The 19,832-nt window shown below is 69.1% G+C and carries 27 protein-coding genes and 1 tRNA gene; 13 read left to right on the plus strand and 15 right to left on the minus strand.

All coding sequences use genetic code 11. The annotated features are described in order from the left end of the window. The first annotated feature begins 35 nt into the window (after nt 1-35). A complete protein-coding gene (locus tag ACFQU4_RS00300) occupies nt 36-239 on the plus strand; it encodes a DUF1918 domain-containing protein (RefSeq protein ID WP_377485500.1) in 204 nt (67 codons plus the stop codon). A gap of 145 nt (nt 240-384) precedes the next feature. After that, nucleotides 385-747 carry a hypothetical protein gene (locus tag ACFQU4_RS00305; protein WP_377485502.1) on the plus strand — a complete coding sequence of 121 codons (363 nt, stop codon included), beginning with the start codon at nt 385-387 and terminating at the stop codon, nt 745-747. A 153-nt stretch (nt 748-900) separates the two neighbouring features. Here ACFQU4_RS00305 and ACFQU4_RS00310 read toward each other — a convergent pair whose 3' ends face one another. Beyond that, nucleotides 901-1,110 carry a hypothetical protein gene (locus ACFQU4_RS00310; RefSeq protein WP_179749047.1) on the minus strand — a complete coding sequence of 70 codons (210 nt, stop codon included), beginning with the start codon at nt 1,108-1,110 and terminating at the stop codon, nt 901-903. A gap of 154 nt (nt 1,111-1,264) precedes the next feature. Here ACFQU4_RS00310 and ACFQU4_RS00315 point away from each other — a divergent pair, with 154 nt between their 5' ends. Continuing rightward, entirely contained in the window at nt 1,265-2,017 is a 753-nt protein-coding gene (locus ACFQU4_RS00315) for a GntR family transcriptional regulator (RefSeq protein ID WP_377485504.1), read from the plus strand. Nucleotide 2,018: 1 nt separating this feature from the next. Then, entirely contained in the window at nt 2,019-2,351 is a 333-nt protein-coding gene (locus ACFQU4_RS00320) for a hypothetical protein (RefSeq protein WP_377485506.1), read from the plus strand. A gap of 83 nt (nt 2,352-2,434) precedes the next feature. Here ACFQU4_RS00320 and ACFQU4_RS00325 read toward each other — a convergent pair whose 3' ends face one another. The 4 genes from ACFQU4_RS00325 to ACFQU4_RS00340 all read right to left on the minus strand — a co-directional run bounded on the left by ACFQU4_RS00325 (nt 2,435) and on the right by ACFQU4_RS00340 (nt 4,988). Continuing rightward, the gene (locus tag ACFQU4_RS00325; protein WP_377485508.1) at nt 2,435-3,742 is read right to left on the minus strand and encodes an MFS transporter; all 1,308 of its coding nucleotides are present in this window, start codon (nt 3,740-3,742) and stop codon (nt 2,435-2,437) included. Nucleotides 3,743-3,836: 94 nt separating this feature from the next. Beyond that, nucleotides 3,837-4,196: a nuclear transport factor 2 family protein gene (locus tag ACFQU4_RS00330; protein ID WP_377485510.1), complete on the minus strand. Its 360-nt coding sequence runs from the start codon at nt 4,194-4,196 to the stop codon at nt 3,837-3,839. 2 nt (nt 4,197-4,198) lie between these two features. Then, entirely contained in the window at nt 4,199-4,660 is a 462-nt protein-coding gene (locus tag ACFQU4_RS00335) for an SRPBCC domain-containing protein (protein WP_377485512.1), read from the minus strand. Then, on the minus strand, nt 4,647-4,988 hold the full coding sequence (locus ACFQU4_RS00340) for an ArsR/SmtB family transcription factor (protein WP_377485514.1): 342 nt from the start codon (nt 4,986-4,988) through the stop codon (nt 4,647-4,649). Before ACFQU4_RS00340 ends, ACFQU4_RS00335 begins: the two co-directional genes overlap by 14 nt. Nucleotides 4,989-5,071: 83 nt before the next feature. Between ACFQU4_RS00340 and ACFQU4_RS00345 the strand changes: the two genes are divergently transcribed. Beyond that, nucleotides 5,072-5,689 (plus strand): class I SAM-dependent methyltransferase, encoded by a 618-nt coding sequence (locus ACFQU4_RS00345; RefSeq protein ID WP_377485516.1) that lies wholly within the window; start codon nt 5,072-5,074, stop codon nt 5,687-5,689. A 16-nt stretch (nt 5,690-5,705) separates the two neighbouring features. Here the strand turns inward: ACFQU4_RS00345 and ACFQU4_RS00350 are convergent, their stop codons facing one another. From ACFQU4_RS00350 to ACFQU4_RS00365, 4 genes are all read right to left on the minus strand, one after another. Next, a complete protein-coding gene (locus ACFQU4_RS00350; protein ID WP_377485518.1) occupies nt 5,706-6,080 on the minus strand; it encodes a hypothetical protein in 375 nt (124 codons plus the stop codon). Then, the gene (locus ACFQU4_RS00355) at nt 6,080-6,598 is read right to left on the minus strand and encodes an SRPBCC family protein (protein WP_377485520.1); all 519 of its coding nucleotides are present in this window, start codon (nt 6,596-6,598) and stop codon (nt 6,080-6,082) included. Before ACFQU4_RS00355 ends, ACFQU4_RS00350 begins: the two co-directional genes overlap by 1 nt. Then, a complete protein-coding gene (locus tag ACFQU4_RS00360; protein ID WP_377485522.1) occupies nt 6,591-6,902 on the minus strand; it encodes an ArsR/SmtB family transcription factor in 312 nt (103 codons plus the stop codon). The genes ACFQU4_RS00355 and ACFQU4_RS00360 overlap by 8 nt, the downstream gene beginning before the upstream one ends. A 96-nt stretch (nt 6,903-6,998) precedes the next feature. Continuing rightward, nucleotides 6,999-7,388 carry a helix-turn-helix transcriptional regulator gene (locus ACFQU4_RS00365; protein WP_377485524.1) on the minus strand — a complete coding sequence of 130 codons (390 nt, stop codon included), beginning with the start codon at nt 7,386-7,388 and terminating at the stop codon, nt 6,999-7,001. Between the two features lie 96 nt (nt 7,389-7,484). Between ACFQU4_RS00365 and ACFQU4_RS00370 the strand changes: the two genes are divergently transcribed. Together ACFQU4_RS00370 and ACFQU4_RS00375 are read left to right on the plus strand one after the other, a co-directional pair. Next, nucleotides 7,485-8,585, plus strand: coding sequence for a serine hydrolase domain-containing protein (locus ACFQU4_RS00370; RefSeq protein ID WP_377485526.1), 1,101 nt, complete (start codon nt 7,485-7,487; stop codon nt 8,583-8,585). Nucleotides 8,586-8,617: 32 nt separating this feature from the next. Continuing rightward, complete coding sequence (locus tag ACFQU4_RS00375) at nt 8,618-9,643, plus strand: hypothetical protein (protein WP_377485528.1); 1,026 nt, start codon at nt 8,618-8,620, stop codon at nt 9,641-9,643. On the opposite strand, the gene ACFQU4_RS00380 is transcribed toward ACFQU4_RS00375, so the two are convergent. Beyond that, a tRNA-Val gene (locus ACFQU4_RS00380) sits at nt 9,614-9,690 on the minus strand. The genes ACFQU4_RS00375 and ACFQU4_RS00380 overlap by 30 nt on opposite strands. 105 nt (nt 9,691-9,795) lie before the next feature. Here ACFQU4_RS00380 and ACFQU4_RS00385 point away from each other — a divergent pair. The 5 genes from ACFQU4_RS00385 (at nt 9,796) to ACFQU4_RS00405 (ending at nt 13,746) form a co-directional block, all read left to right on the plus strand. Next, nucleotides 9,796-10,131, plus strand: a complete 336-nt coding sequence (locus tag ACFQU4_RS00385; RefSeq protein WP_377485530.1) for an ArsR/SmtB family transcription factor — start codon at nt 9,796-9,798, stop codon at nt 10,129-10,131. Then, on the plus strand, nt 10,128-10,613 hold the full coding sequence (locus tag ACFQU4_RS00390) for an SRPBCC family protein (protein ID WP_377485532.1): 486 nt from the start codon (nt 10,128-10,130) through the stop codon (nt 10,611-10,613). The genes ACFQU4_RS00385 and ACFQU4_RS00390 overlap by 4 nt, the downstream gene beginning before the upstream one ends. A gap of 6 nt (nt 10,614-10,619) precedes the next feature. After that, nucleotides 10,620-11,171, plus strand: coding sequence for a TIGR03086 family metal-binding protein (locus ACFQU4_RS00395; RefSeq protein ID WP_377485534.1), 552 nt, complete (start codon nt 10,620-10,622; stop codon nt 11,169-11,171). 4 nt (nt 11,172-11,175) lie between these two features. Further along, nucleotides 11,176-12,180, plus strand: a complete 1,005-nt coding sequence (locus ACFQU4_RS00400; RefSeq protein ID WP_377485536.1) for an SAM-dependent methyltransferase — start codon at nt 11,176-11,178, stop codon at nt 12,178-12,180. A gap of 171 nt (nt 12,181-12,351) precedes the next feature. Next, nucleotides 12,352-13,746, plus strand: a complete 1,395-nt coding sequence (locus tag ACFQU4_RS00405) for an MFS transporter (protein ID WP_377485538.1) — start codon at nt 12,352-12,354, stop codon at nt 13,744-13,746. A 60-nt stretch (nt 13,747-13,806) separates the two neighbouring features. Here ACFQU4_RS00405 and ACFQU4_RS00410 read toward each other — a convergent pair whose 3' ends face one another. Further along, entirely contained in the window at nt 13,807-15,063 is a 1,257-nt protein-coding gene (locus tag ACFQU4_RS00410) for an aspartate aminotransferase family protein (RefSeq protein ID WP_377485540.1), read from the minus strand. A 90-nt stretch (nt 15,064-15,153) separates the two neighbouring features. Here ACFQU4_RS00410 and ACFQU4_RS00415 point away from each other — a divergent pair, with 90 nt between their 5' ends. After that, on the plus strand, nt 15,154-16,638 hold the full coding sequence (locus ACFQU4_RS00415) for an NAD-dependent succinate-semialdehyde dehydrogenase (protein ID WP_377485542.1): 1,485 nt from the start codon (nt 15,154-15,156) through the stop codon (nt 16,636-16,638). Here ACFQU4_RS00415 and ACFQU4_RS00420 read toward each other — a convergent pair whose 3' ends face one another. From ACFQU4_RS00420 to ACFQU4_RS00435, 4 genes are read right to left on the minus strand one after another with little or no spacing between them, the layout of a single operon-like run. Then, a complete protein-coding gene (locus ACFQU4_RS00420) occupies nt 16,639-17,178 on the minus strand; it encodes a DUF402 domain-containing protein (RefSeq protein WP_377485544.1) in 540 nt (179 codons plus the stop codon). It abuts the gene before it with no gap. A 10-nt stretch (nt 17,179-17,188) separates the two neighbouring features. Beyond that, the gene (locus tag ACFQU4_RS00425; RefSeq protein WP_377485546.1) at nt 17,189-17,869 is read right to left on the minus strand and encodes a GntR family transcriptional regulator; all 681 of its coding nucleotides are present in this window, start codon (nt 17,867-17,869) and stop codon (nt 17,189-17,191) included. A 10-nt stretch (nt 17,870-17,879) separates the two neighbouring features. Beyond that, nucleotides 17,880-18,626 (minus strand): maleate cis-trans isomerase, encoded by a 747-nt coding sequence (locus tag ACFQU4_RS00430; protein ID WP_377485548.1) that lies wholly within the window; start codon nt 18,624-18,626, stop codon nt 17,880-17,882. After that, a complete protein-coding gene (locus tag ACFQU4_RS00435) occupies nt 18,623-19,828 on the minus strand; it encodes a M20 family metallopeptidase (RefSeq protein WP_377485550.1) in 1,206 nt (401 codons plus the stop codon). Before ACFQU4_RS00435 ends, ACFQU4_RS00430 begins: the two co-directional genes overlap by 4 nt. Nucleotides 19,829-19,832 lie beyond the last annotated feature (4 nt).

The raw sequence follows: 19,832 nt of genomic DNA on the forward strand, positions 1-19,832 counted from the left end.
GTCCCTTCTATCCTCGGAACAGGAGGTGATGGCTGATGCAGGCCAAGGTCGGCGACAGGCTCCTGGTGCACGGTCGCAAGGTCGGCGACGCGGAGCAACACAGCACGATCATCGAGGTCCGTGGCTCCGACGGTGCCCCGCCCTATGTCGTCCGCCACGCCGACGGCAGCGAGGGCCTGGTCTTTCCGGGGCCCGACTGCCTCGTCGTGCACGACGAGGAGCGGCCCGGCGAGTCCTGACCCGGAGCGGTTCCGTGATCATCGGCTGCGGGCGGTGGTCCGCCCGCGCCTCCGGGCGGCGGGTCATGATCATTCCAAAGAGTGATGTGTCCCTGCGCGGTGCTGCCTACCGTTGACGACTCGTACCGAACGAGGGAGGTCTGCGGTGAAGCGTAAGGAACGGAAGCGGTTGGCGGCGTTCGTGCAGGCACGCACGGAGGAACTGGCCGATCCGGCGCTGCGGGAGTCGCACCGGGCCCTGCTCGCGCTCAGCGTACGGCTGCGCAAGGAGGCCACCCGGGACGCCGACTGGGACTGGGTCGAGAGCGCCGCGTTCGGCGCGGCCGACTGGTTCGGCGGCGGTGGGGGAGCGGACTGGGCCGACGAGGAGATCGGTGACTCGATCTTCGGGGACGACCCGGAGAGTGAGGCCGACGCGCTGACCGTCGCGATCCAGCGCGCGCTGGCCCTGGCCCATGCGGGCCATCCCGACTACGACCCGGCCTGGCGGCCGCGGCTTCGCCGTTGATCTTGACCGCGGTCGAGCGCCCAGAGGGGTCAGGGGATGGTGCTGTGTGATCGCCGGCCGGCCGAGCCTGGACCGGCGTGATCATGAATCGCGTGGCCGTAACCTTCGGGGGTGGCGGCGGCCTCGTACTCCATGATCACCGGGAACCGCTGATCAAGGGGTCATGACAGTCCAGAGTTGTTCGCAGGGAAGGTGAACCAGGCCATCCACGGCCGCCCGGTCGACCTTGATCATGATGCCCGGGAAGCGCAGGCCCATGGCCTTCGCGTACTCCGTAGCCGCTGTGGGCTCGGCGCGATACTCCCGGAGCAGGTGCTGCCCGAACCAGAGCTGCACCCGGTGTTCAACCAACTCGCCCGCCATCGGGTCTTGCCTCCATCCGCTAGTCCTGGAGGCGAGGCCAAGGCGCCGGGGTATGCGTACCGTCCGACACCCCGACCTGCCGAGAACTACCTTCCTCCTATCGGTCTAGTACGTCAAGACCAAAAACCACAGACTGATCTGCCAGTGTTGGGCTATGCTGCAGGTCGTGTCGAGGTATCGCGAGATCGCCGATGACCTGCGGTCGGCCATCATCAATGGCCGGGCTGTCGGCGGCAAGGAACTCACTCGCGGTGCCCAGCTGCCCACCTACACGGAGCTTGAGCGGCTTTACAACGTCTCGCGAGAGACGGTGCGCCGTGCGGTGGCCGAGCTTCAGGCCGAAGGCCTGGTGGCGACACGAGGTCGGGACGGCATGGTGGTCAGGAACCCAGCCGTGCTGCCACATCCGAGTCACGTCTCTCCGTTCACTCACGAGTGGTCCGAACGGGCCAAGGAGATCGGCGAGCCGTCCTCGGACTTCGACATGCGCATCGTTCCGGCGCCGAACTCGATCGCCTTCCGACTCGGTATCGAGCCGGAGACGATGGTCGTCGTGCGTCGGCAGCTCCGGAGGATCGACGGGATCCCGTGGTCTCTGGAGGAGTCCAGCTATCCGCTGGACGTTGCGCACAAGGCCGGTCTGGACAACCCTCGGGACATTCCAGGCGGGACGGTGGCAGCGTTAGAGGGGGCGGGGATGCCTGAGACGAGGTGGCGGGTTGAGACCTCGGCCAGGTTTGCTACCACGGATGAGCAAAGCTTGTTGGCGATGGGTGCGGGCGCTGCCCTGCTCCTCCGTAACGAAAGCGCCTATTCGGGGGATATAGCCGTGCGCGACACGATCGAATTCCTGCCTGCGGACAGGAACGTGATCGTGGAGCAATATCCCATAACGGAAGGTGAATGACATGGATGCACCGATTTTCCCGACCGAGCGGAAGTCCGAGACGGAATTCCAGGCCACGGACCTGGTCGTCCTTCCGGCGACGTCGAGCGACGCCGCGCGGGCCGAACTTCAGGCCGGGAGCGAGTACCGCATCGAGCGGCTGGCCAATGGCTGGTCCTGGATGCAACGTCCGGTGGGCGGCAGTGGTGCCGACTGGAGCATGGTCGGCAAGATCAGCGACCTGCCGCCGTACGTTCCGGCGGACCGGGCCCAGAAGATCGTCAAGAACCGGGTCGCCTGGCACATCCTGGACGACGGTTTCCAGGAGAAGTCCGAAGGTACCTGCGACGCGTAGGACCCCACAAAACAAAGGCCCCCGGCTCCTGATGGAGTCCGGGGGCTCTGTGTTTCACGCGAGCGGTCGCGGCTGGTGCGGGGTCAGCGGGCGTCCCCGGTCAAGATCAACTCGGACGCTTCCGCATCCGGCGTCTCGGCCGGCTCGGTGGGCCGGTCCAGCAGCCGTACGAAGGGGAACGCGGTCAACGCGATGGCGATGCCGACCATGATCGCGGCCGAGGCGAGCAGCGCCTGCGGTGCGGACACGTTGTTGATCAAGTAGCCGAAGCCGAGCGAGGCGACCGCGCCGAACAGGGCGCCGTTGGCGGCGCCTAGGCTGCCGACCCGGCCCAGCAGTCGCTGCGGCGTACGGGCGTAGAAGGCGGTGAACGGGACCGCGAACATCACGCTCATCATCGTGCCGGCCACGAAGCTGACCATGATCGCCGGGATCGAGCCGGGCTGCAGGAAGAACAGACCCAGCAGGGCGGTGCCGTACAGGCCGGTCGCGCCGATCAGCCAGGTCCGCTGGGGCAGCTTCTGCGCCAGCGCGGCGAAGATCGCGCCGCCCACCATGCCGCCGACGGCGCCGGCGCCGAGGAAGGTGCCGAGCGCCCGGGAGTCCTGCTGGCCGAAGACGAACCAGGCCGGGAAGATCAACGCCGAGATCGGAATGATCACCGCACCCATCAGCGGGCCGACCAGCTGCATCTTGCCGAGGAAGGGTTCCTTGATCAGGAAGCGGACCGCTTCGCGCAGGTCACGGACGGCCTGGACCGGCGACATCGGACGCTCGTGCGTGATCACCTGCTTCGGCAGCCGGGCCACCAGCACGATGCTGGTCAGGAAGAGCACCGTGGTGACCAGCAGCGTGTTCGCCTCACCGACGGTCGCGATCAGCAGGCCCGCGGTGATCGGCCCGACGAAGGTCGCGACGCCCTGCAGGGTCTGCGACGAACCCATCGCGCGGGTGATCGGAATGCCTTCCTTCTGGGCGGCCGCCGGGACCATGGTGGACTTCGCGATGTTGCCCGGTCCGTCGAAGAAGACTCCGAGGACCTGCGTCGCGGCGACCAGCCAGAGCGAGAAGGAGTCCAGCCAGAGCGCCGCGGCCAGCATCAGCGCCGTGATCAGGCTGAGGCTGTCGGCCAGCGCGGAGACCCGGCGGCCGCCGATCCGGTCGGTGACCAGGCCGCCGGTCAGCGTCCCGGCCAGGGCGGCGATGCCCATGATGAAGGCGATGGTGCCCGCGCTCGCCGCGCTGCCGGTGCGGGTCAGCACCAGCCACGGTACGACGAGGGCGATCACCTGGTTGGCGAACGTCGATGCCGACTGCGCCGACAGCACGCGCAGCAGCTGCTTCGCCTTGAGAAGGCTCTTCTTCTCCTGGTCCTGGCCGGTGGTGTTCATGATCGGGTTCCGTTTCGGGTCGGTGGTCCGCCCCGTCCGGGCGTCCGCTCACCCTTACGACGAACCCAGCCGGCCCGATCGGACAGCGGCGTCGCTACGAATTCGCCGGCGGCCCGTACGAGAGCCGGTCGAAGACCAGGATGTTCTCGACGATCTTCCCGTCCCGGACGGTGAAGCACTCGCCGGCCGGGGTGTCGGCGGTCGTCGCCGTGCGCGGGTAGTAGAACAGCGCGACGCGATCCTCGGTGGCGAAATCGGCGATGTCACCGATCTCGGTGAGCATCGGCGCGAAGCCCGCCAGATACTCGCGGTAGGCCTCCTTGCCGACCAGGTCGACTCCCGGGGCTCGGCAGGTGATGTCGTCGGCGACCAGGGTCATCGCCTGGTCGACGTCGCCGCTGGTCCACGCCCGGTGGTAGTCCCGGACGACAGTGTGGGCGGTGCTCAGCGTCATGATCAGTTCTCCTGGTGGTCTCGGTGCTGTCGGTCGGTTCCCGGGCGCCAGGGATCGGCGCCGGCCTCGCCGCCGGTCGCGGCGATCCGCAGGCGGGGCAGGAAGTGCTGCCAGCCGTCCTGGTGACCGGGAAGATCAGGTTCGGGCAGGTCCGCGTGGGTCAGCTCGACCAGCGTTCCGCCCGCGGTCGCGGTCAGGACGAACTCGACGGTCGAGGACCCGGGCGGCAACTCCGCGGCACCGACGCTGCCCCAGGAGACGACCACCCGGCGCGGGGGCTCGACGTGCAGATATTCGCCGCGGATCGCGTACCCGGCGATGTCGACGGCGAACCGACCGCCGGGCCGCGGGTCGAGGCTGGCGTGCTGGCCCATCCAGGCGGTCATCCCGGCGTCGGTGGTCAGATACTCGAACACCACCTCGGGCGGCGCCTCGATCTCGATCGACGTCTCAAAGGCGGCCACGTCGGTCGTCCTCCCGCGATTCGATGGCGGCCTTGAGCGCGGCGAGCTTCGTCGGCCAGAAGTCGTCCAGGTACGACCGCACCGCCGCCAGCCCGTCCGTGTTCACGGCGAACAGATGCCGGGTGCCCTCCGTGGCGCGACTCGCCAACCCGGCCGTACGGAGGACGCCGAGGTGGTGCGACGTCGTCTGCTGCGACAGCCCGACCTCCTCCGCGATCTGCCCGACCGGCCGCGGCCCGTTCCGGACGACGGCCAGGATCGCCCGCCGATTCGGGTCGGCCAGCGCCCGCAGGGCGAGGTCGAGGTCGGCGCCGGGTTCGGTGGCCATGGCGCGACCGTACCACAAATGGCGGCTTGTACTTATGGCTATCTGTGGAGACCTGGGTGGAGTCGGCGACTAGCCTCCTGGCCATGCGACGGGGTCAGGACGGGCTGGTGGAGGCCGGCTACGACGAGATCGCCGTGCCCTACCAGGCGTGGGTCAGTGAGATCGCGGACGATCCACGGCTCGGTTTCCTCGACAAGGTCCTGAACCAGATCACAGCGCGGCCCGAGTCGCTCGATCTGGGCTGCGGCGCCGGGGTGCCGTGCACGGCGGTGCTCGCGGAGCGGGGTCACGCAACGGGCGTCGACCTCTCTGCTGCTCAGATCGAACTGGCCGGGCGCAATGTGCCCGACGCGCAGTTCATCAAGTCCGACATGAGTGCGCTCGAGTTCCCTCCGGAGAGCTTCGACTTGGTCACCGCGTTCTACGCAATTCCGCACCTCCCGAGGGAGGACCACGGTGCTCTGTTCCGGCGTATCGCCGGCTGGTTGCGACCCGGTGGCCGGTTCCTCGCCGCTCTCGGTCATCGCAATGTCGACGTCGTCGCGGACTTCCTGGGCGTGCCGATGGTGACCAGCAGTTACGACGCTGAGACCAACCGCAAGCTCCTTCTTGCAGCCGGCTTCACCGTCCAGACCGACGAGGTTGTCACCTGGTACAACGGTCACGTGACCTACCAGTGGGTGATCGCGGCCAAGACGTGAGGTTGAGGTCGGGCCGTCACGGTCGGTCGGAACCGGCCTTGATCGCGTCGACGATCAGTGGGACCTGCCAGGCGAGCTGGACGACGCCGAGCGCCTTGACCCAGCGGGGCTTGTCGCTGTGCAGCCAGTCCCGGGTCAACTTGATCTTGGCCGGCATGACGCCGATCAGGAATGCGGTCGCGGCCATGGCGGCCGGGCGCCTGGTTCCCGCGGTGGTCAGGCCGGCGCCGATCGCCAGGGCCGTGGCGCCGGACAGGTAGGTGTAGGTACGGGTTCGGCCCGGCAGTCCGGACGGAATGATCTTGTCGAACCAGTCGGGCGCGAGGAAGTGCATGCTGCCGCCGAACAACAACATCGCGGCGAGCCGCCGAGTCGCCTTCTCTGTCGGCATCATCGCTCCCCGGATCCCGTCGCGAGGCTGGCATAGTGCGGCTCGAGCTCCTCGTACCGGCGGATCCAGTTGGGCATGGCCGCTCCGGACAGGTGCGCCGCGAGGCGATCGAAGTAGGCGTGGGTGCCGGGCAGGAAGCCGCGGCCGTTTGGCTCGGACAGGCCGCGGTGGGTGAAGCGCAGCACCGTCGCGTCACCTTCCGCCTCGAGTTCGTACCGGACCACGCCGTCCTCGATCGGCGCCTGCCGCCACTCGTGTTCCAGGACGCGGGGCGGGTCCCAGGTCAGGATCCGTCCGGTCATCCGCTTGTCCGGGACCGGAGCGGCCGGGCCGGTCGGCACCAGCTCGATCCGGCCGCCCTCCCGGCCGTCGATCATGGTCGGGCCGAACCACTGCCGCCGCTGCTCCGGGTCGGTGAGGGCTGCCCACACGGTCTCGATCGGGTACGGCAGCCGCCGGACGAAGCTGATCACCGGTCCGTCGTGATCATGGTCGAGAGTTCCGTGCTGATCAGGCATCGGTCGAACGCTCCAGGTGCCGCTCGAGCGAGTCGAGATGATCGGCCCAGAACCTGCGATAGCGGCCGATCCACCGGTCGATCTCGGTCAGTCCGTCCGGCCGCAGCGCATAGATCCGGCGCTGCCCCTCCGGTCTGACCTCGACCAGCCCGGACTCGCGCAGGATCCGCAGGTGCCGGGACACCGCAGGCTGGCTCAAACTCGGCAGGGTGGCGACCAGGGTTCCGGCCGGCTGCTCGCCGTCGGCGAGCAACTCCAGCACGCTCCGCCGGCTCGGGTCGGCCACCGCTTCGAACACGTCCATGCGGAAAGAATAACCAAACTTCTATATACGCAAAACCTGATCTATCGGCCGCGCACGGGAGAGCCGAGTCCGCGGGGGATCCGTTCGAGCAGTTCCTCACGGGCTCTCGGGGACGTGTTGGCCGGGTTCGGGGACGTTCGTGAGGGCGGAGAGCAACTTGTCGAGGCTGCTCATTGCGGCCGTCGATACGTAGGGGCCGACCGCGACGAGGGATGAGATCAATGCGGCCGCCTCGCCCGGCGTGAGAGTGATGGGAGGTAATGCTGTTCGTGCATCGATGCGGTAGCCGCCGCCCGGTCCGTGGCGAACGTCGATGGGGACTCCCGCGGCGCAGAGTCGGGCGATATCGCGGGCGACCGTACGGACGGACGTACCGGTGCGTTGCGCGAGTCTGGCTGCGCTCAGGTGGCGTGGTGCGGAACTTCGTAGTTCTTCGATGAGTGCATGCTGGCGTTCGACCAGGACGACCGCCTCATGCAGCCGCACGGTCCCGGTACCGGGCGACTTTGGTGCCAATTACTCACGCTCCCTGAGCCGATGGCTGCCATCACATTGTCAGCTACTCGAATCTACTGTGCCTAGATGCGAATTGATCATGAACGCCTGGATCGCGCGTACGGGATCGTGGCCGACGCCGTTCGAGAGGGCGAGATGCAGACGGCGGTGCTCGCGGTCGCCACCGCTTCCGAGGTTGTTCGTTGTGAAGCATTCGGCGAAGGTGGTGTGCCCGGCGCGGGGGTCGAGAGCATCTACATGTTGGCCTCGATCAGCAAGGCCATCACCGCGACGGCTGTCATGACGCTGGTCGACGACGGCCTTCTCGCGTTGTCGGCGCCGGTCGCGCGCTATGTCCCGGAATTCGGTGCCGGAGGCAAGGAGGCGGTGACGGTCTGGCATCTGTTGACCCATACCTCCGGCCTGATCGATGAAGGCATTCCCTGGGAGTCCTGGCGCCGGGACCGGGTTACCGCAGCCCAGATCGTGCAGTCCGTCTGCGCGACGCACCTGGAGCATCCGCCCGGATCCCGGTTCCACTACTACACCGGTGGGTTCTCCGTGCTGGCCGAGGCGATCACCCGCCTCACGGGCATGAACTATCCCGACTACTTTCGGCGGCGGGTGTTCGACCCGGCCGGTATGGCCGACATCAGCTTCGATCCGTGGCAGGAAGGCCATGGGCAGCGGGTGATTCCGCCGGTTGGCCTGACCGATGACGGCACCACCACCTCAGCCGAGGTCATCCGCTACTTCGCGACGCTGAACTGGCCCGGCGTGGCACTGTTCGCCACGGCTCCCGATCTGGTCAAGCTCGGCCAGACCCTGCTGTTGGACCGAAGCGCCGGCCGCAGCAAGATCCTCTCGCCCGCCGCGATGGAGCTGATGAGTCGCGATCACACCCGAGGAATCTTCAAGATCGAGGGTGACCTGGTGATGCCGGTCCGCTACGGCCTGACCTGGCGCAAGGGCAGCATCGATGGGCGCTCCACCCTGCCTGGATCGGCGGACGTCATTGAACACGACGGCGCGACCGGAACGTGGCTGTGGATCGACCCGGCCTGGGATCTGGTCTTCGTGCTCCTGACGAACCAGAACTGGGCTGTCATGGACCGTACGCAGGCGAGGGTGCTGGCCACGGTCTACTCGGCGTGGTCAGCCGGCTCCGGACGCCACTTATCCGATTGAACCCCGCATCCGCTCCGGCGAGGATGTCGCGCATGGCGTCGAGCGCGGCACGGGACGGATCATCGCTCATCGGTGCGGACGGCCGCGTTCGGAATGATCCAGCAGCGGTTGCTCTCATTCATCATCGAGCTCGTGCTGAAGCTGCGTTGCGTGGCCTGGCCGACCTCAGAGTCTTCGGGGCGGAGTGGGGCAGCAGTGGTCTCCATTTCGCCGGAAGGTGGACAGCTTCGGGCGCAGAGGTGATCTTGAAAGTCGGCGTATCGCCGCCCCAACGCTGGTGGACCGAGAAGATCTCCGAGGAAGACCCCGGCCTTGCACCGACGCTGTTTGCGAGCGGGAGTCAACTCGGCGATGTCGAACTGGGGTGGATCCTGACGGAGCGGCTGCCTGGCGGTCTTCACGCGGGCTGGGACGGCGTCGAGTTCGGGATGTTGATGGCGGCCGGTGCGCGCTTCCAGCGCTTCGCCCGCCATCACCCCACGGGGCCTCACTCCGTCACGGCAGCTGCTGACGTCGCCGACTGGATCCGTTCCGCGATGGTGCGCGGTGCGCCCGGACCGGCCGCGTCCTTGCTCGACAGCCTCGATCACGACTGGGGGTTCGTCCGTGACGTCTGCCCGCCGGAGATCTGTCACGGAGACCTCCACATGGCGAACGTCCTCAGTCGCACGCCGGCGCCGCACCTCAGTGACGCCGTCCTGATCGACTTCGAACCGAGCTTCATGCCCTGGGCCTTCGAAGCCGCCTACTGCCAGATCCTCAACTCCGATCCGGCCCGCGTCGGCTGGCATGGGCTCGTCCCGCTGATGGCTGAGCGGCGTGCAGCCCTCGGGCTGCCGACGGTCGGCAGCGAAGCCGACCTGAAGCGGGTCGAGGCCATCACCCTCGGGTGGTACGCACTGCGGATGTGGTCGATCCTCGGACCGGATACGGATCCGTCGTGGCGTTCTCCGGCGGTCTGGCGTGCCGCAACCGAACGCTACGTCACTCAGGCTGCCACTGGTGCATCCCTTGAATACAAGGATTTCTGGTGGGCGCAAAGGGACTCGAACCCCTGACCCCCTGCTTGTAAGGCAGGTGCTCTAACCAGCTGAGCTATGCGCCCGCACCGGGTGTGCGTCGACTAACAGTAACGGCAGCGGGGGTGGTGGGCCAACGGCGATTCCGCCGCAGCGCTTGACGTATGTCGATAGTGGAATATGATCTCGGTATGGCCAGGGCAGCGACCACCTCCGACGTGTTCAACGCGGTGGCCGAGCCCTGCCGCCGGGAGATCATCGGGGCGCTGGCCGATCGGGAGCGGTCGGTGGGCGAGCTGGTGGAGACGCTGCGGCTGCCGCAACCGGTGGTGTCCAAGCACCTTGCGGTGCTGCGTGCGGTCGACCTGGTGGGGGTACGCAACGACGGGCGACGCCGGGTCTACCGGCTGGAGCCGGCCGCGCTGGTGCCGATGGAGGAGTGGCTGTCCGGTCTCCGGCGGACCTGGTCGGACCGGTTCGACCGGTTCGACGCTCTGCTGGCCGAGTTGCAGGACGGCGGTTCATGATCAACGGGACCGTGGTGACACTGCCCAGCGAGACGGAGATCATGATCACCAGGACGTTCGACGCTCCGCGTGAGCTCGTCTTCACGGTGTGGACGACGCCGGAGCTGGTGCGCCGGTGGTGGACCACGAGCGACGCACCGCTGGTGGTCTGCGAGATCGACCTCCGGGTCGGCGGTCGGTGGCGGTACGTGTCCCGGGATGCCGGCGGCACCGAGCTCGGCTGGTACGGGACGTACCGCGTGATCGACCGGCCGCGCCGTCTCGTCACCACCGAAGGATTCGAGGGCAATCCGGGGGTCGAAGCGACCACCGAGCTGCGCCTCACCGAAGATCAGCCGGCCGGCCGGACCTCGATGATCATCACCGTGCGCCACGCCAGCCGGGAACACCGGGACAACCATGTCAGCTCCGGCATGGAGGCCGGGCTGAATCGATCTCTCCGGCGGATCGATGCCATTCTTGACCAACTGACGAAGGAGTGACGACCCATGACACCCGCTGATCGTTACCGGCAGGTCGCCGCAGGGTTCACCGACCGTGTCCGCAACGTCGCCGAACCGGACTGGGCCAAGCCCGCACCGCCGGACGGCTGGACGGCGCGCGACGTGGTCGGCCATCTGACCGAGTGGTTCCCGGCCTTCCTCGCCTCCGGCACCGGGATCACGCTGCCGCAGGGGCCGCCGGTGACCGAGGATCCGCTGGCCAACTGGACCACGGTGAGCGACGGCGTGCAGCAGTTGCTGGACGACCCGGCGACCACGGACCGTTTCCTTGATCATCCGGTGGCCGGCCGGCACTCGCTGCCGCAGGCGGTGCAGAACTTCTTCACGGCCGACGTCTTCATGCACACCTGGGACCTGGCCCGGGCCACCGGCCAGGACGAGACCCTCGACGAGGACTTCGCCGCGGAACTGCTGGCCGGGATGGAGTCGCTCGACGAGGTGCTGCGGGCCAGCGGGCAGTACGGGCCGAAGGTCGAGGTACCCGAGGACGCCGACGTCCAGACGAAGTTGATCGCCTTCATCGGTCGGCAGCCCTGAACTGGTGACCACCGAAATCCTCTTCTCTGCCGCGGATCGGTACTACCGCTACGCGGTGCAGGAGCTCAAACGATCACTCCCGGTTGTCGATCATGTCGCCGTCGGGGAGGACGCCGGCCTGATCCGGCTGGACGGGGCGGGCCTGGCCGAGGTCGCCGCCGCGGCGCGCAGCGGCGACCTCCGGTTCGTCCGCCACCTGGCCGAGGTGACGGCGCACCGCCCCGCCGCCGACGCCGACGACCCGGCCATGATCATCGACCTGGCGGCGTCGGCCGTCCCGGCGGACGGGCCGATCGCCTTGCAGGTCTGGGCTTCCGGCCGCAGCCGGCATCGTCCCGAGGCGGTCCGCGCGGCGATCGCCGACCGGCTGGCCGCGGACGGGCGGGAGGTCCGGCGGGCCGGCTGCGAGACCGTACTCGCCGTCTGTCTGGGTGAGCGGCGGATCGTCGTCGGCCGGGCCCGGACGGCCGACGCGCTGGCCGACTGGCCCGGCGGCCGGGTACGGCTGGCCGACTCGCCGCACCAGATCTCGCGGGCCGAGCACAAGCTGGAGGAGCTGTTCTCGCTGTTGCCGTTGACGATCGCCGGCGACGCGCTCGATCTCGGCGCGAGTCCCGGCGGCTGGTGCCGGATCCTGCTCGAGTACGGGGCTCGGCGGGTGCACGGTGTCGACCCGGGGGAGCCTGCTCCTGCGCTGGCCCGGCGGCCGGAGCTGAGCTGGCATCGGACCACCGCCGGCGAGTTCATCCGGCGCACCCAGCGGACCTTCCAGGTGATCGTCAACGACATGCGGATGGACCCGTTGCAGTCGGTCCGGACCATGATCACGGCGGCCCGCCTGCAGCGCCCCGGTGACTTGATCATTATCACACTCAAGATCACGACGAACCGGCCGGTCGAGACAATCGACCGTGCGCTTGAGAATCTCGCCGATTCGTACAAGATCATCTTCGCTCGTCAGTTGCATCACAACCGGAACGAGGTTACGGTCGTCGGCCGACGGCGGTAATCGCCGCTGCGACGGATGGTCACGGGGCTTTCCGGTGTCGAAGGCTGGCCCTGGGGCGCGCTCGTGAGTATCGTTACCAGGAGATTGTCAACAATCCTACGGCCGTCGGTGCTCGGAGGGGCGCCGCTGCCGTGGTTCGGGGAGCCCCGGGCCGGGACGGAGGAGAGTTCGATGACCGATGCAACAGCCGCCGAGTCCGCCAAGCCACCGCAAGACGTCGATCCCAGAACCCTGCGCCGGGCGGTCGGAGCGTCGGCCATCGGCAACGCGACCGAGTGGTTCGACTACGGCCTCTACGCCTACGGAACCACCTACATCACGGCGAACCTGATCCCGGGCGAGAACGCCCTGATCACGTTGGGCATCTTCGCGGTGTCGTTCCTGATCCGGCCGTTGGGTGGCCTGGTCTGGGGCCCGCTCGGCGACCGCCTCGGCCGCAAGCAGATCCTGGCCATCACGATCTTGATGATGTCCGGCGCGACCCTGTGCCTCGGCCTGCTGCCGACGTTCGAGACGATCGGTTACGCGGCCCCGCTGCTGTTGATCCTGCTCCGGTTGATCCAGGGCTTCTCGACCGGCGGTGAGTACGGCGGCGCGGCGACGTTCATGGCCGAGTACGCACCGGACAAGAAGCGCGGCTTCTTCGGCAGCTTCCTCGAGTTCGGCACCCTCGGCGGCTTCTCCTTCGGCGCGTTGCTGATGTTGCTGGCCCAGTTGATCCTCGGCCACGACGCGATGATGGCCTGGGGCTGGCGGATCCCGTTCCTGGTCGCCGCCCCGCTGGGCCTGATCGGGCTGTACCTCCGGTCCCGGATGGAGGACACCCCGGTCTTCCAGGAACTGGAGGAGGCGGGTCAGAAGGAGCAGCAGGCGAAGACCCTGTTCGTCGACATGTTTCGGGGCTACTGGCGGCCGATCGTGCAACTCTTCGGGCTGGTGATCGCCCTGAACGTGGTGAACTACACGTTGCTCACCTACACTCCGACCTACCTCCAGGGCGAGATCGGCCTGGACGAGAACGGCGCGCTGCTGGTCCCGATCATCGGGCAGTTGGCGATGATGATCTTCCTGCCGATCGCCGGCTCTATCTCGGACCGGGTCGGCCGGAAACCGATGTGGTGGGCCTCGCTGATCGGGCTGTTCGTGCTGGCCATACCGATGTACATGCTGATCGGCACCAACGCGATCGGTGCGGTGATCGGCTTCGCGGTGCTCGGCCTGCTCTACGTGCCGCAGCTCGCGACGATCTCGGCGACCTTCCCGGCGATGTTCCCGACCCACGTCCGGTACGCCGCGCTGGCGATCTCGTACAACGTGGCGACGTCGCTCTTCGGCGGTACGGCGCCGTACATCAACGAGGCCTTGATCGGGGCCACCGGCAACGGGCTGATCCCGGCGTTCTACATGATGGCCGCCTGTGCCGTCGGAGCGGTCGCGTTGATCTTCGTGATCGAGACCAGGGGAGCCTCGCTGCGCGGTCGCGGCGTGCCCGGCGTGATCTCCCGTCCCGCCGGCCGTCGCCCCGGAGCACCCGGCGGCCCGCTGCCCGACATCGGTCTCCGTTGATCTTGAACGGTTGACGGCCGAAGGGCGAGGTCCGGGTACGGGCCTCGCCCTTCGGTCCGTTCAGTGAGCGAGTACGGCAGCCAAAGCCTCGGCCCAGAGTCCGACGGCCTCGTCCACCTCGGCCGGCGACACCACCAGGGCCGGGATGAAGCGGACCACCTGACCGTAGGCGCCGCAGGTGAGCAGCAGCAGCCCGCGGCGGGACGCCTCCTGCTGGACGGCGGCCGCGGTGGCCCCGTCCGGTCGGCCGTCGGCGTCGCGGAACTCGTTGCCGATCATGAGGCCGAGGCCGCGTACGTCGGTGATCTGATCATGGTCCTTCGCGACCGTGGCCAGACCGTCGGTCAGCTGCCGGCCACGCTCCTCGGCGTTGCGAACCAGTCCTTCGGATTCGATCACCTCGAGCGTTGCGCAGGCCGCCGCACAGGCAACCGCGTTCGCCCCGTAGGTTCCGCCCTGCGAGCCGGGCCAGGCCTGCTCCATCAGGGCGGCGGGTGCGGCCATCGCCGACAGCGGGAAGCCGGAGGCGAGGCCCTTGGCGGTGATCAGGACATCGGGGCGTACCTCGAAATGATCACCGCCCCAGAACCGTCCGGTGCGGCCGAAGCCGGTCTGGATCTCGTCGATCATGAACAGGCAGCCGTGCCGGTCGGCCCGCTCCCGCAGCCCGGCGAAGAAGCGGGTGTTGCCGGGCACGTAGCCGCCCTCGCCGAGCACCGGCTCGACCAGGAAGGCTGCGGTGTCGGCTGGCGCGGAGACGGTCTGCAGCAGGTAGTCCAGCTGTTTCAGGGCGAAGTCCGTGCACTCCTCGACCGGCCAGCCGAAGTGGCCCGGGTCCGGGAACGGGGCGACGTGCACGCCGCCCATCAACGGCGCGAACCCGGACCGGAACCTGGTCCCCGAGGTGGTCATCGCCGCCGCCGCGACCGTACGGCCGTGGAAGCCGCCGTGGAAGACGATCACGTTCGGCCGTCCGGTCGCCTGCCGGGCCAGCCGGAGCGCCGACTCGATCGCCTCCGAACCGGAGTTGGCGAAGAAGAGCCGATCCAGTTGCGGCGGCAGCACGGCGCCGAGCCGGTCGGTCAGCTCCAGCATCGGCTTGTTGCGGACCGTTGTGTACTGCGCATGGATGATCGTTGCCACCTGTCGCTGGGCCGCCTCGACCACCCGCGGATGGCAGTGGCCGGTGCTGGTGACGCCGATGCCGGCCGTGAAATCGAGATAGCGGCGGTCCTCGTCGTCGAAGATCTGCACCCCGGAACCGCGGGCTGCGAGAACCGGATTCGCCTGCCCCAGAACCGGGGAGAGCTGCGCCATGGTGACTCCCATGATCGTCGGATTGTTGACAATAATTCCAGCCTAACAAGCGGCTTCCGAGGCGTCGAGATCAGCGAGTACGGTTACGACATGAGCAGCTCGCAGACGACGCAGTCAGCCCGCCCAGCCCTCGTGGATGCGGTGCCGAAGGACCTCTTCATCGGCGGCAGTTGGCAGCAGGCGACCAGCGGCAAGACCTTCGACGTCCTGGACCCGGCGACCGGCGAGGTGCTCTGCGCCGTCGCCGACGCGAGCCCGGAGGACGGCCGGCGTGCCCTGGACGCCGCGGTCGCCGCCCAGCCCGCCATGGCGGCTCTGTCGCCGCGGCAGCGGGCCGACATCCTGACCCGCGCGTTCGACCTGCTGCATCAGCGGATCGACGACCTGGCGGCGCTGATGACGGCCGAGATGGGCAAGCCGCTGGCCGAGGCGCGCGGCGAGATCGTCTACGCCGCCGAGTTCCTGCGCCACTTCGCCGGCGAGGCGGTACGGATCGACGGCGGGTTTCAGGTCTCGCCGGCCGGCGACGCCCGGTTCTTGATCACCAAGCAGCCGGTCGGCGTCGCGTTGTTGATCACCCCGTGGAACTTCCCGATGGCGATGGGCACCCGCAAGCTCGGCCCGGCGATCGCGGCCGGCTGCGCCAGCGTGATCAAGCCTGCCCCGCAGACGCCGCTGTCGATGCTGGCCCTGATCGACATCCTGCGCGAGGCCGGGCTGCCCGACGGCGGCGTGAACCTGATCACCTGCACCGACGCCGGCGGCGTGCTGGAGCCCATGATCAGATCGGGACTGGCCCGCAAACTGTCCTTCACCGGCTCGACGAAGGTCGGCCGGATCCTGCTGGAGCAGTGCGCCGAGAAGGTGCTCCGGACCTCGATGGAGCTCGGCGGCAACGCGCCGTTCCTGGTCTTCGACGACGCCGATCTGGACGAGGCCGTGACCGGTGCCGTGCAGGCCAAGATGCGCAACATGGGGGAGGCCTGCACGGCGGCCAACCGGATCTACGTCCAGTCCGGCGTGATCGACGAGTTCGGCCGCCGGCTGGCCGCCCGGATGGCCGAGCTGACCGTCGGTCCCGGCACCGGCGACGGGGTCCAGGTCGGGCCGCTGATCGACGCCGCCGCGCTGACCAAGGTGACCGAGCTGGTCCAGGACGCGGTGGACCGCGGGGCGAGCGTCCTCACCGGCGGCGTGCCGCTCGGCGGCCGGGGCTACTTCTACCCGCCGACGGTGCTGTCCGGTGTGCCCCGGGAGGCCCGGATGAGCGACGAGGAGATCTTCGGGCCGGTCGCGCCGCTGACCCCGTTCGAGGACGAGGACGACGCGGTCGCGCTGGCCAACGACACCGAGTTCGGCCTGGTCTCGTACGTCTTCACCAACGACCTCCGCCGCGCCCTCCGGATGGCCGAGCGGATCGAGTCCGGCATGGTCGGACTGAACCAGGGCGTGGTCTCCAACCCGGCCGCGCCGTTCGGCGGCGTCAAGCAGTCCGGCCTCGGCCGCGAGGGCGGCGCGATCGGCATCGACGAGTTCCTGGAGACGAAGTACATCGGCATCGCGATGCCGAAATGATCATGCTCCGGCCGGTGGGCTGAGCCGGTCCAGCCAGCCCTGTCCGTCCGCGCCGTACGGTCCGTCACCGGCCCGGACGGCCGCAAGCACGGCCTCGGCCGTGGTCCTGGTGCGGGTGATCACGTCCTCCGGGTAGCCGTAGCCGACGGAGTGCTCGGCGAACTCGTCCTCGTCGTCGATCCAGGTGCGCCCGTCCGAGGTCCGTATCACGTCGAGGTCGAGATCGATCGCCTCCACCAGCCAGCCGTCCTCGTCGCGCCGCCAGTCGGGCTTGTTGGTGATGTCGACGTAGATCAGGATCCGGCTCGGCGCGCCGTTGATGCTGGCCAGGAAGAATCCGTCGTGCGGGATCAGGAAGGCCGTCGCGACGTCGGTCCGGTACGAGGCGCCGGGCCGGGCCACGTCGACGCCCGGGAGGCTGCCCAGCCAGTGCCCGTGCCGGTCCGCGCCGAGGTACGGCATCGTCCAGCGCCAGTGCGGAGCCCCGTCCCACTTGCGGAACCACATGCGGACCGGGTCGCCAGGATCGGGATGCGTCACGCCGGCGACCCTACCGAGCGGGCGGGGGCACGACCTTGGCCAGCCGGCGGATCGCATCGTCCATGTGCGCGTCGAGCAGGCGGTCGAACAGTTGTCGATCTTGGTCGCGCATCGCCTCGGCGATCGCCTGGTGCTCCGGCACCCGTTCGTCGGGCGGGGGATAGCTGCCGCCGAGGGCGTTGATGCAGAGCTTCGTCTCGGTCATCAGGGTGCGGTGGATCCGGGACAGCCGCGGGCTCTTTGCCTGCGCCACCAGGCATTCGTGGAACTTCACGTCCCAGTGCCCGATCGCGACGACGTCGTTGCGCTGCCCGGCCTTCTCCATGTCCTGCCAGATCTTGATCAAGCGCAGGCCGGAGCGCTCCGGGTTGCCGGTGCGGAAGATCTCCTCCGCGGCGGCGTGCTCGATCGCGGACCGGGCCAGGTAGACGTCCCGTACGTCGGCTTCGGTCAGCTCGACGACGAACAGGCCGCGGTTCTTGATCGAGACCAGCAGACCCTCCTGGGTAAGCCGCTGCATCCCTTCCCGCAATGGTCCCCGGCTGACGCCGAACTCGCGGGCCAGGACGACCTCATGCAGCTGCTCGCCGGCCGCGAAGTGCCCGCTGTGGATCGCCGACCGGAGCCGGTCGGCGATCAGGCTCGCCGTCGACGCCGTCGGTACGGGCTCGATGGCACGACGCCCCGACATCGTTCCTCCCTCACCCGGAGGACCCGGCGAACAGACGCCCGAGCCCCGGCAGCGTGGTCGGGCCGCCGGCCAGCCGGAGCCCTTCCCAGACGGTCACCTGGTTGGCCGTGAGCACCGGCTTGCCGACCGCCGCCTCGAGGTCGTCCAGCCAGGCCAGCGAGTGCATCGCGGTGTCCGGCACCAGCACCGCCTCGGCGTCCGGATGATCATGGTCGACCGCGAGGCCGATCACCTGCTCGCGGCCGAGCGTGCCGACCTCGGCCGCGGTGATGATGTCCCGGAATCCCCAGCCGGCGACCTCGATGCCGCCGTGGCCGAGGAACTCGACGAACCGGCCGGCCACGTCCTCCGGGTACGAGGCCGCGACCGCGACCCGCTCAAGGCCGAGCGACCGGGCCGCCTCGACGAACGCGATCGAGGTGGACGAGGCGGGCTTGCCGAGCAGGTCGGCGAGCCGGTCGACCTGCTGCCGGGCGCCGTCCCAGCCGAACACGAAGCTGCCCGAGGTACACGCCCACATGATCGAATTGGGCCGGCTCTCGGCCAGCCGGCCGGCGCCGTCGGCCAGCCGGTCCGGGCCGCCGAGGTCGAGCAGGGCGTCCACCCGGTGCGCGTCCTCGCCGACGCTGGTGTGGACCAGCGGCAGCCGGATCCGGCCACCGAGCCGTTCGGCCAGCGCCGGGAAGTCGTCCTCGGCGCTGTGACCGGGATAGAGCAGCCCGACCGACACCGGCTCGGTCACGGGTCCGCCGGTCATGCCGCACCGCCGATCAGCCGGAGCGCCGTCAGCGCGTACGTGCGGGCGGCGGTGACCAGTTCCTCGACCGGTACGGACTCGTTGGGCCGGTGCGCGTGCTGGGTGACCGAGCCGGGCCCGAGCACCACGACGGGGATGCCGGCGTCCCGGGCGATGAACCCGCCGTCGCAGGCCGCGGTCCAGCCGCCCAGCCCCCACAGCGGGCCGCCGGCGTCACCGAGCGCGCCTTCGACGGTCCGGACCAGCGGATGGCCGGGTGCGGTCTCGAAGCCGGGCATGTCCATCGTCATCCGGACCTGGACGGAAAGCCCGCGGGCGGACAGTCCGAGCTCGCCGAGCCGGATCCGCGCGTCCTCCAGGACGGCGGTCGCCGACTCGCCCGGCAGCAGCCGCCGGTCCGCCACGATCGTGCACTCGCCGGCCACCACCGTCGGCCCGCTACCGCCGGCGATGCTGCCGATGCTCCAGGTGGCGGCGCCGGCCAGCAGGTGCGCCGACGCGGCCAGTTCGGTGTGCCACTGCTCGATCGCCCCGACCACGGCGGCGGCGCCGACGATCGCGTTCGCGCCCTCGCTGGGCAGGCCGGAGTGGGCATGACGGCCGGTCACCGTGAACTCGACGTAGGAGTCGCCGCGGGCGGCGATGATCGTCTGCAGGTCGGTCGGCTCGGCCGCGATGCAGCCGGCGAACCTGGCCCGCTCGTTGCCGAGGAAGTGCCGGATGCCCAGCCCGTGGTCCTCCTCGTCGACCACCGCGGCCAGTTCGACCGGGCCCGGCAGCGCCACGCCGGCGCGACGGATCGCCGCCATCGCGGTCAGGCAGGCGGCCAGCCCGCCCTTCATGTCGGCCGAGCCGCGACCGTACAGCCGGCCGCCGGACACCCGGCCGCTCCACGGGTCGCTGGTCCAGCCCTCGCCGATCGGTACGACGTCGGTGTGCCCGAGCAGCAGCAGGCCGGGCTCCTCGCCGCCGGGCAGCCGGACCGAGACGTTGGACCGGTCCGGTGCCACCTCGTTGGTGATCACGTCGAGTCCGAGCTCGGCGGCCAGTTCGGTCAGGACGGCGACGGTGGGCGCCTCCCCGCCGGGCGGGTTGACGTTCGGCGTATGTCGGGCCGGCGCCTGGACCAGGGCAGAGGCGAGCCCGGTGACCAGACCTTCGTCGATCTGATCGAGGACCTTCTGTTCGGTGTCGGTGAGCACCGAG

This window comes from Microlunatus sp. GCM10028923 (genome assembly GCF_042666975.1).
GTDB lineage: Bacteria > Actinomycetota > Actinomycetes > Propionibacteriales > Propionibacteriaceae > Microlunatus.

What these genes read in the sequence shown, in the direction of transcription:
- ACFQU4_RS00405 (WP_377485538.1), top strand. Translation starts at nt 12,352, where the DNA reads ATGACCGATGCAACAGCCGCCGAGTCCGCCAAGCCACCGCAAGACGTC.
- ACFQU4_RS00355 (WP_377485520.1), bottom strand. Translation starts at nt 6,598, where the DNA reads ATGCCTGATCAGCACGGAACTCTCGACCATGATCACGACGGACCGGTG.
- ACFQU4_RS00370 (WP_377485526.1), top strand. Translation starts at nt 7,485, where the DNA reads ATGCGAATTGATCATGAACGCCTGGATCGCGCGTACGGGATCGTGGCC.
- ACFQU4_RS00360 (WP_377485522.1), bottom strand. Translation starts at nt 6,902, where the DNA reads ATGGACGTGTTCGAAGCGGTGGCCGACCCGAGCCGGCGGAGCGTGCTG.
- ACFQU4_RS00315 (WP_377485504.1), top strand. Translation starts at nt 1,265, where the DNA reads ATGCTGCAGGTCGTGTCGAGGTATCGCGAGATCGCCGATGACCTGCGG.
- ACFQU4_RS00395 (WP_377485534.1), top strand. Translation starts at nt 10,620, where the DNA reads ATGACACCCGCTGATCGTTACCGGCAGGTCGCCGCAGGGTTCACCGAC.
- ACFQU4_RS00345 (WP_377485516.1), top strand. Translation starts at nt 5,072, where the DNA reads ATGCGACGGGGTCAGGACGGGCTGGTGGAGGCCGGCTACGACGAGATC.
- ACFQU4_RS00310 (WP_179749047.1), bottom strand. Translation starts at nt 1,110, where the DNA reads ATGGCGGGCGAGTTGGTTGAACACCGGGTGCAGCTCTGGTTCGGGCAG.
- ACFQU4_RS00390 (WP_377485532.1), top strand. Translation starts at nt 10,128, where the DNA reads ATGATCAACGGGACCGTGGTGACACTGCCCAGCGAGACGGAGATCATG.
- ACFQU4_RS00430 (WP_377485548.1), bottom strand. Translation starts at nt 18,626, where the DNA reads ATGACCGGCGGACCCGTGACCGAGCCGGTGTCGGTCGGGCTGCTCTAT.
- ACFQU4_RS00425 (WP_377485546.1), bottom strand. Translation starts at nt 17,869, where the DNA reads ATGTCGGGGCGTCGTGCCATCGAGCCCGTACCGACGGCGTCGACGGCG.
- ACFQU4_RS00340 (WP_377485514.1), bottom strand. Translation starts at nt 4,988, where the DNA reads ATGGCCACCGAACCCGGCGCCGACCTCGACCTCGCCCTGCGGGCGCTG.
- ACFQU4_RS00325 (WP_377485508.1), bottom strand. Translation starts at nt 3,742, where the DNA reads ATGAACACCACCGGCCAGGACCAGGAGAAGAAGAGCCTTCTCAAGGCG.
- ACFQU4_RS00375 (WP_377485528.1), top strand. Translation starts at nt 8,618, where the DNA reads ATGGCGTCGAGCGCGGCACGGGACGGATCATCGCTCATCGGTGCGGAC.
- ACFQU4_RS00410 (WP_377485540.1), bottom strand. Translation starts at nt 15,063, where the DNA reads ATGGCGCAGCTCTCCCCGGTTCTGGGGCAGGCGAATCCGGTTCTCGCA.
- ACFQU4_RS00320 (WP_377485506.1), top strand. Translation starts at nt 2,019, where the DNA reads ATGGATGCACCGATTTTCCCGACCGAGCGGAAGTCCGAGACGGAATTC.
- ACFQU4_RS00350 (WP_377485518.1), bottom strand. Translation starts at nt 6,080, where the DNA reads ATGCCGACAGAGAAGGCGACTCGGCGGCTCGCCGCGATGTTGTTGTTC.
- ACFQU4_RS00415 (WP_377485542.1), top strand. Translation starts at nt 15,154, where the DNA reads ATGAGCAGCTCGCAGACGACGCAGTCAGCCCGCCCAGCCCTCGTGGAT.
- ACFQU4_RS00300 (WP_377485500.1), top strand. Translation starts at nt 36, where the DNA reads ATGCAGGCCAAGGTCGGCGACAGGCTCCTGGTGCACGGTCGCAAGGTC.
- ACFQU4_RS00385 (WP_377485530.1), top strand. Translation starts at nt 9,796, where the DNA reads ATGGCCAGGGCAGCGACCACCTCCGACGTGTTCAACGCGGTGGCCGAG.
- ACFQU4_RS00330 (WP_377485510.1), bottom strand. Translation starts at nt 4,196, where the DNA reads ATGACGCTGAGCACCGCCCACACTGTCGTCCGGGACTACCACCGGGCG.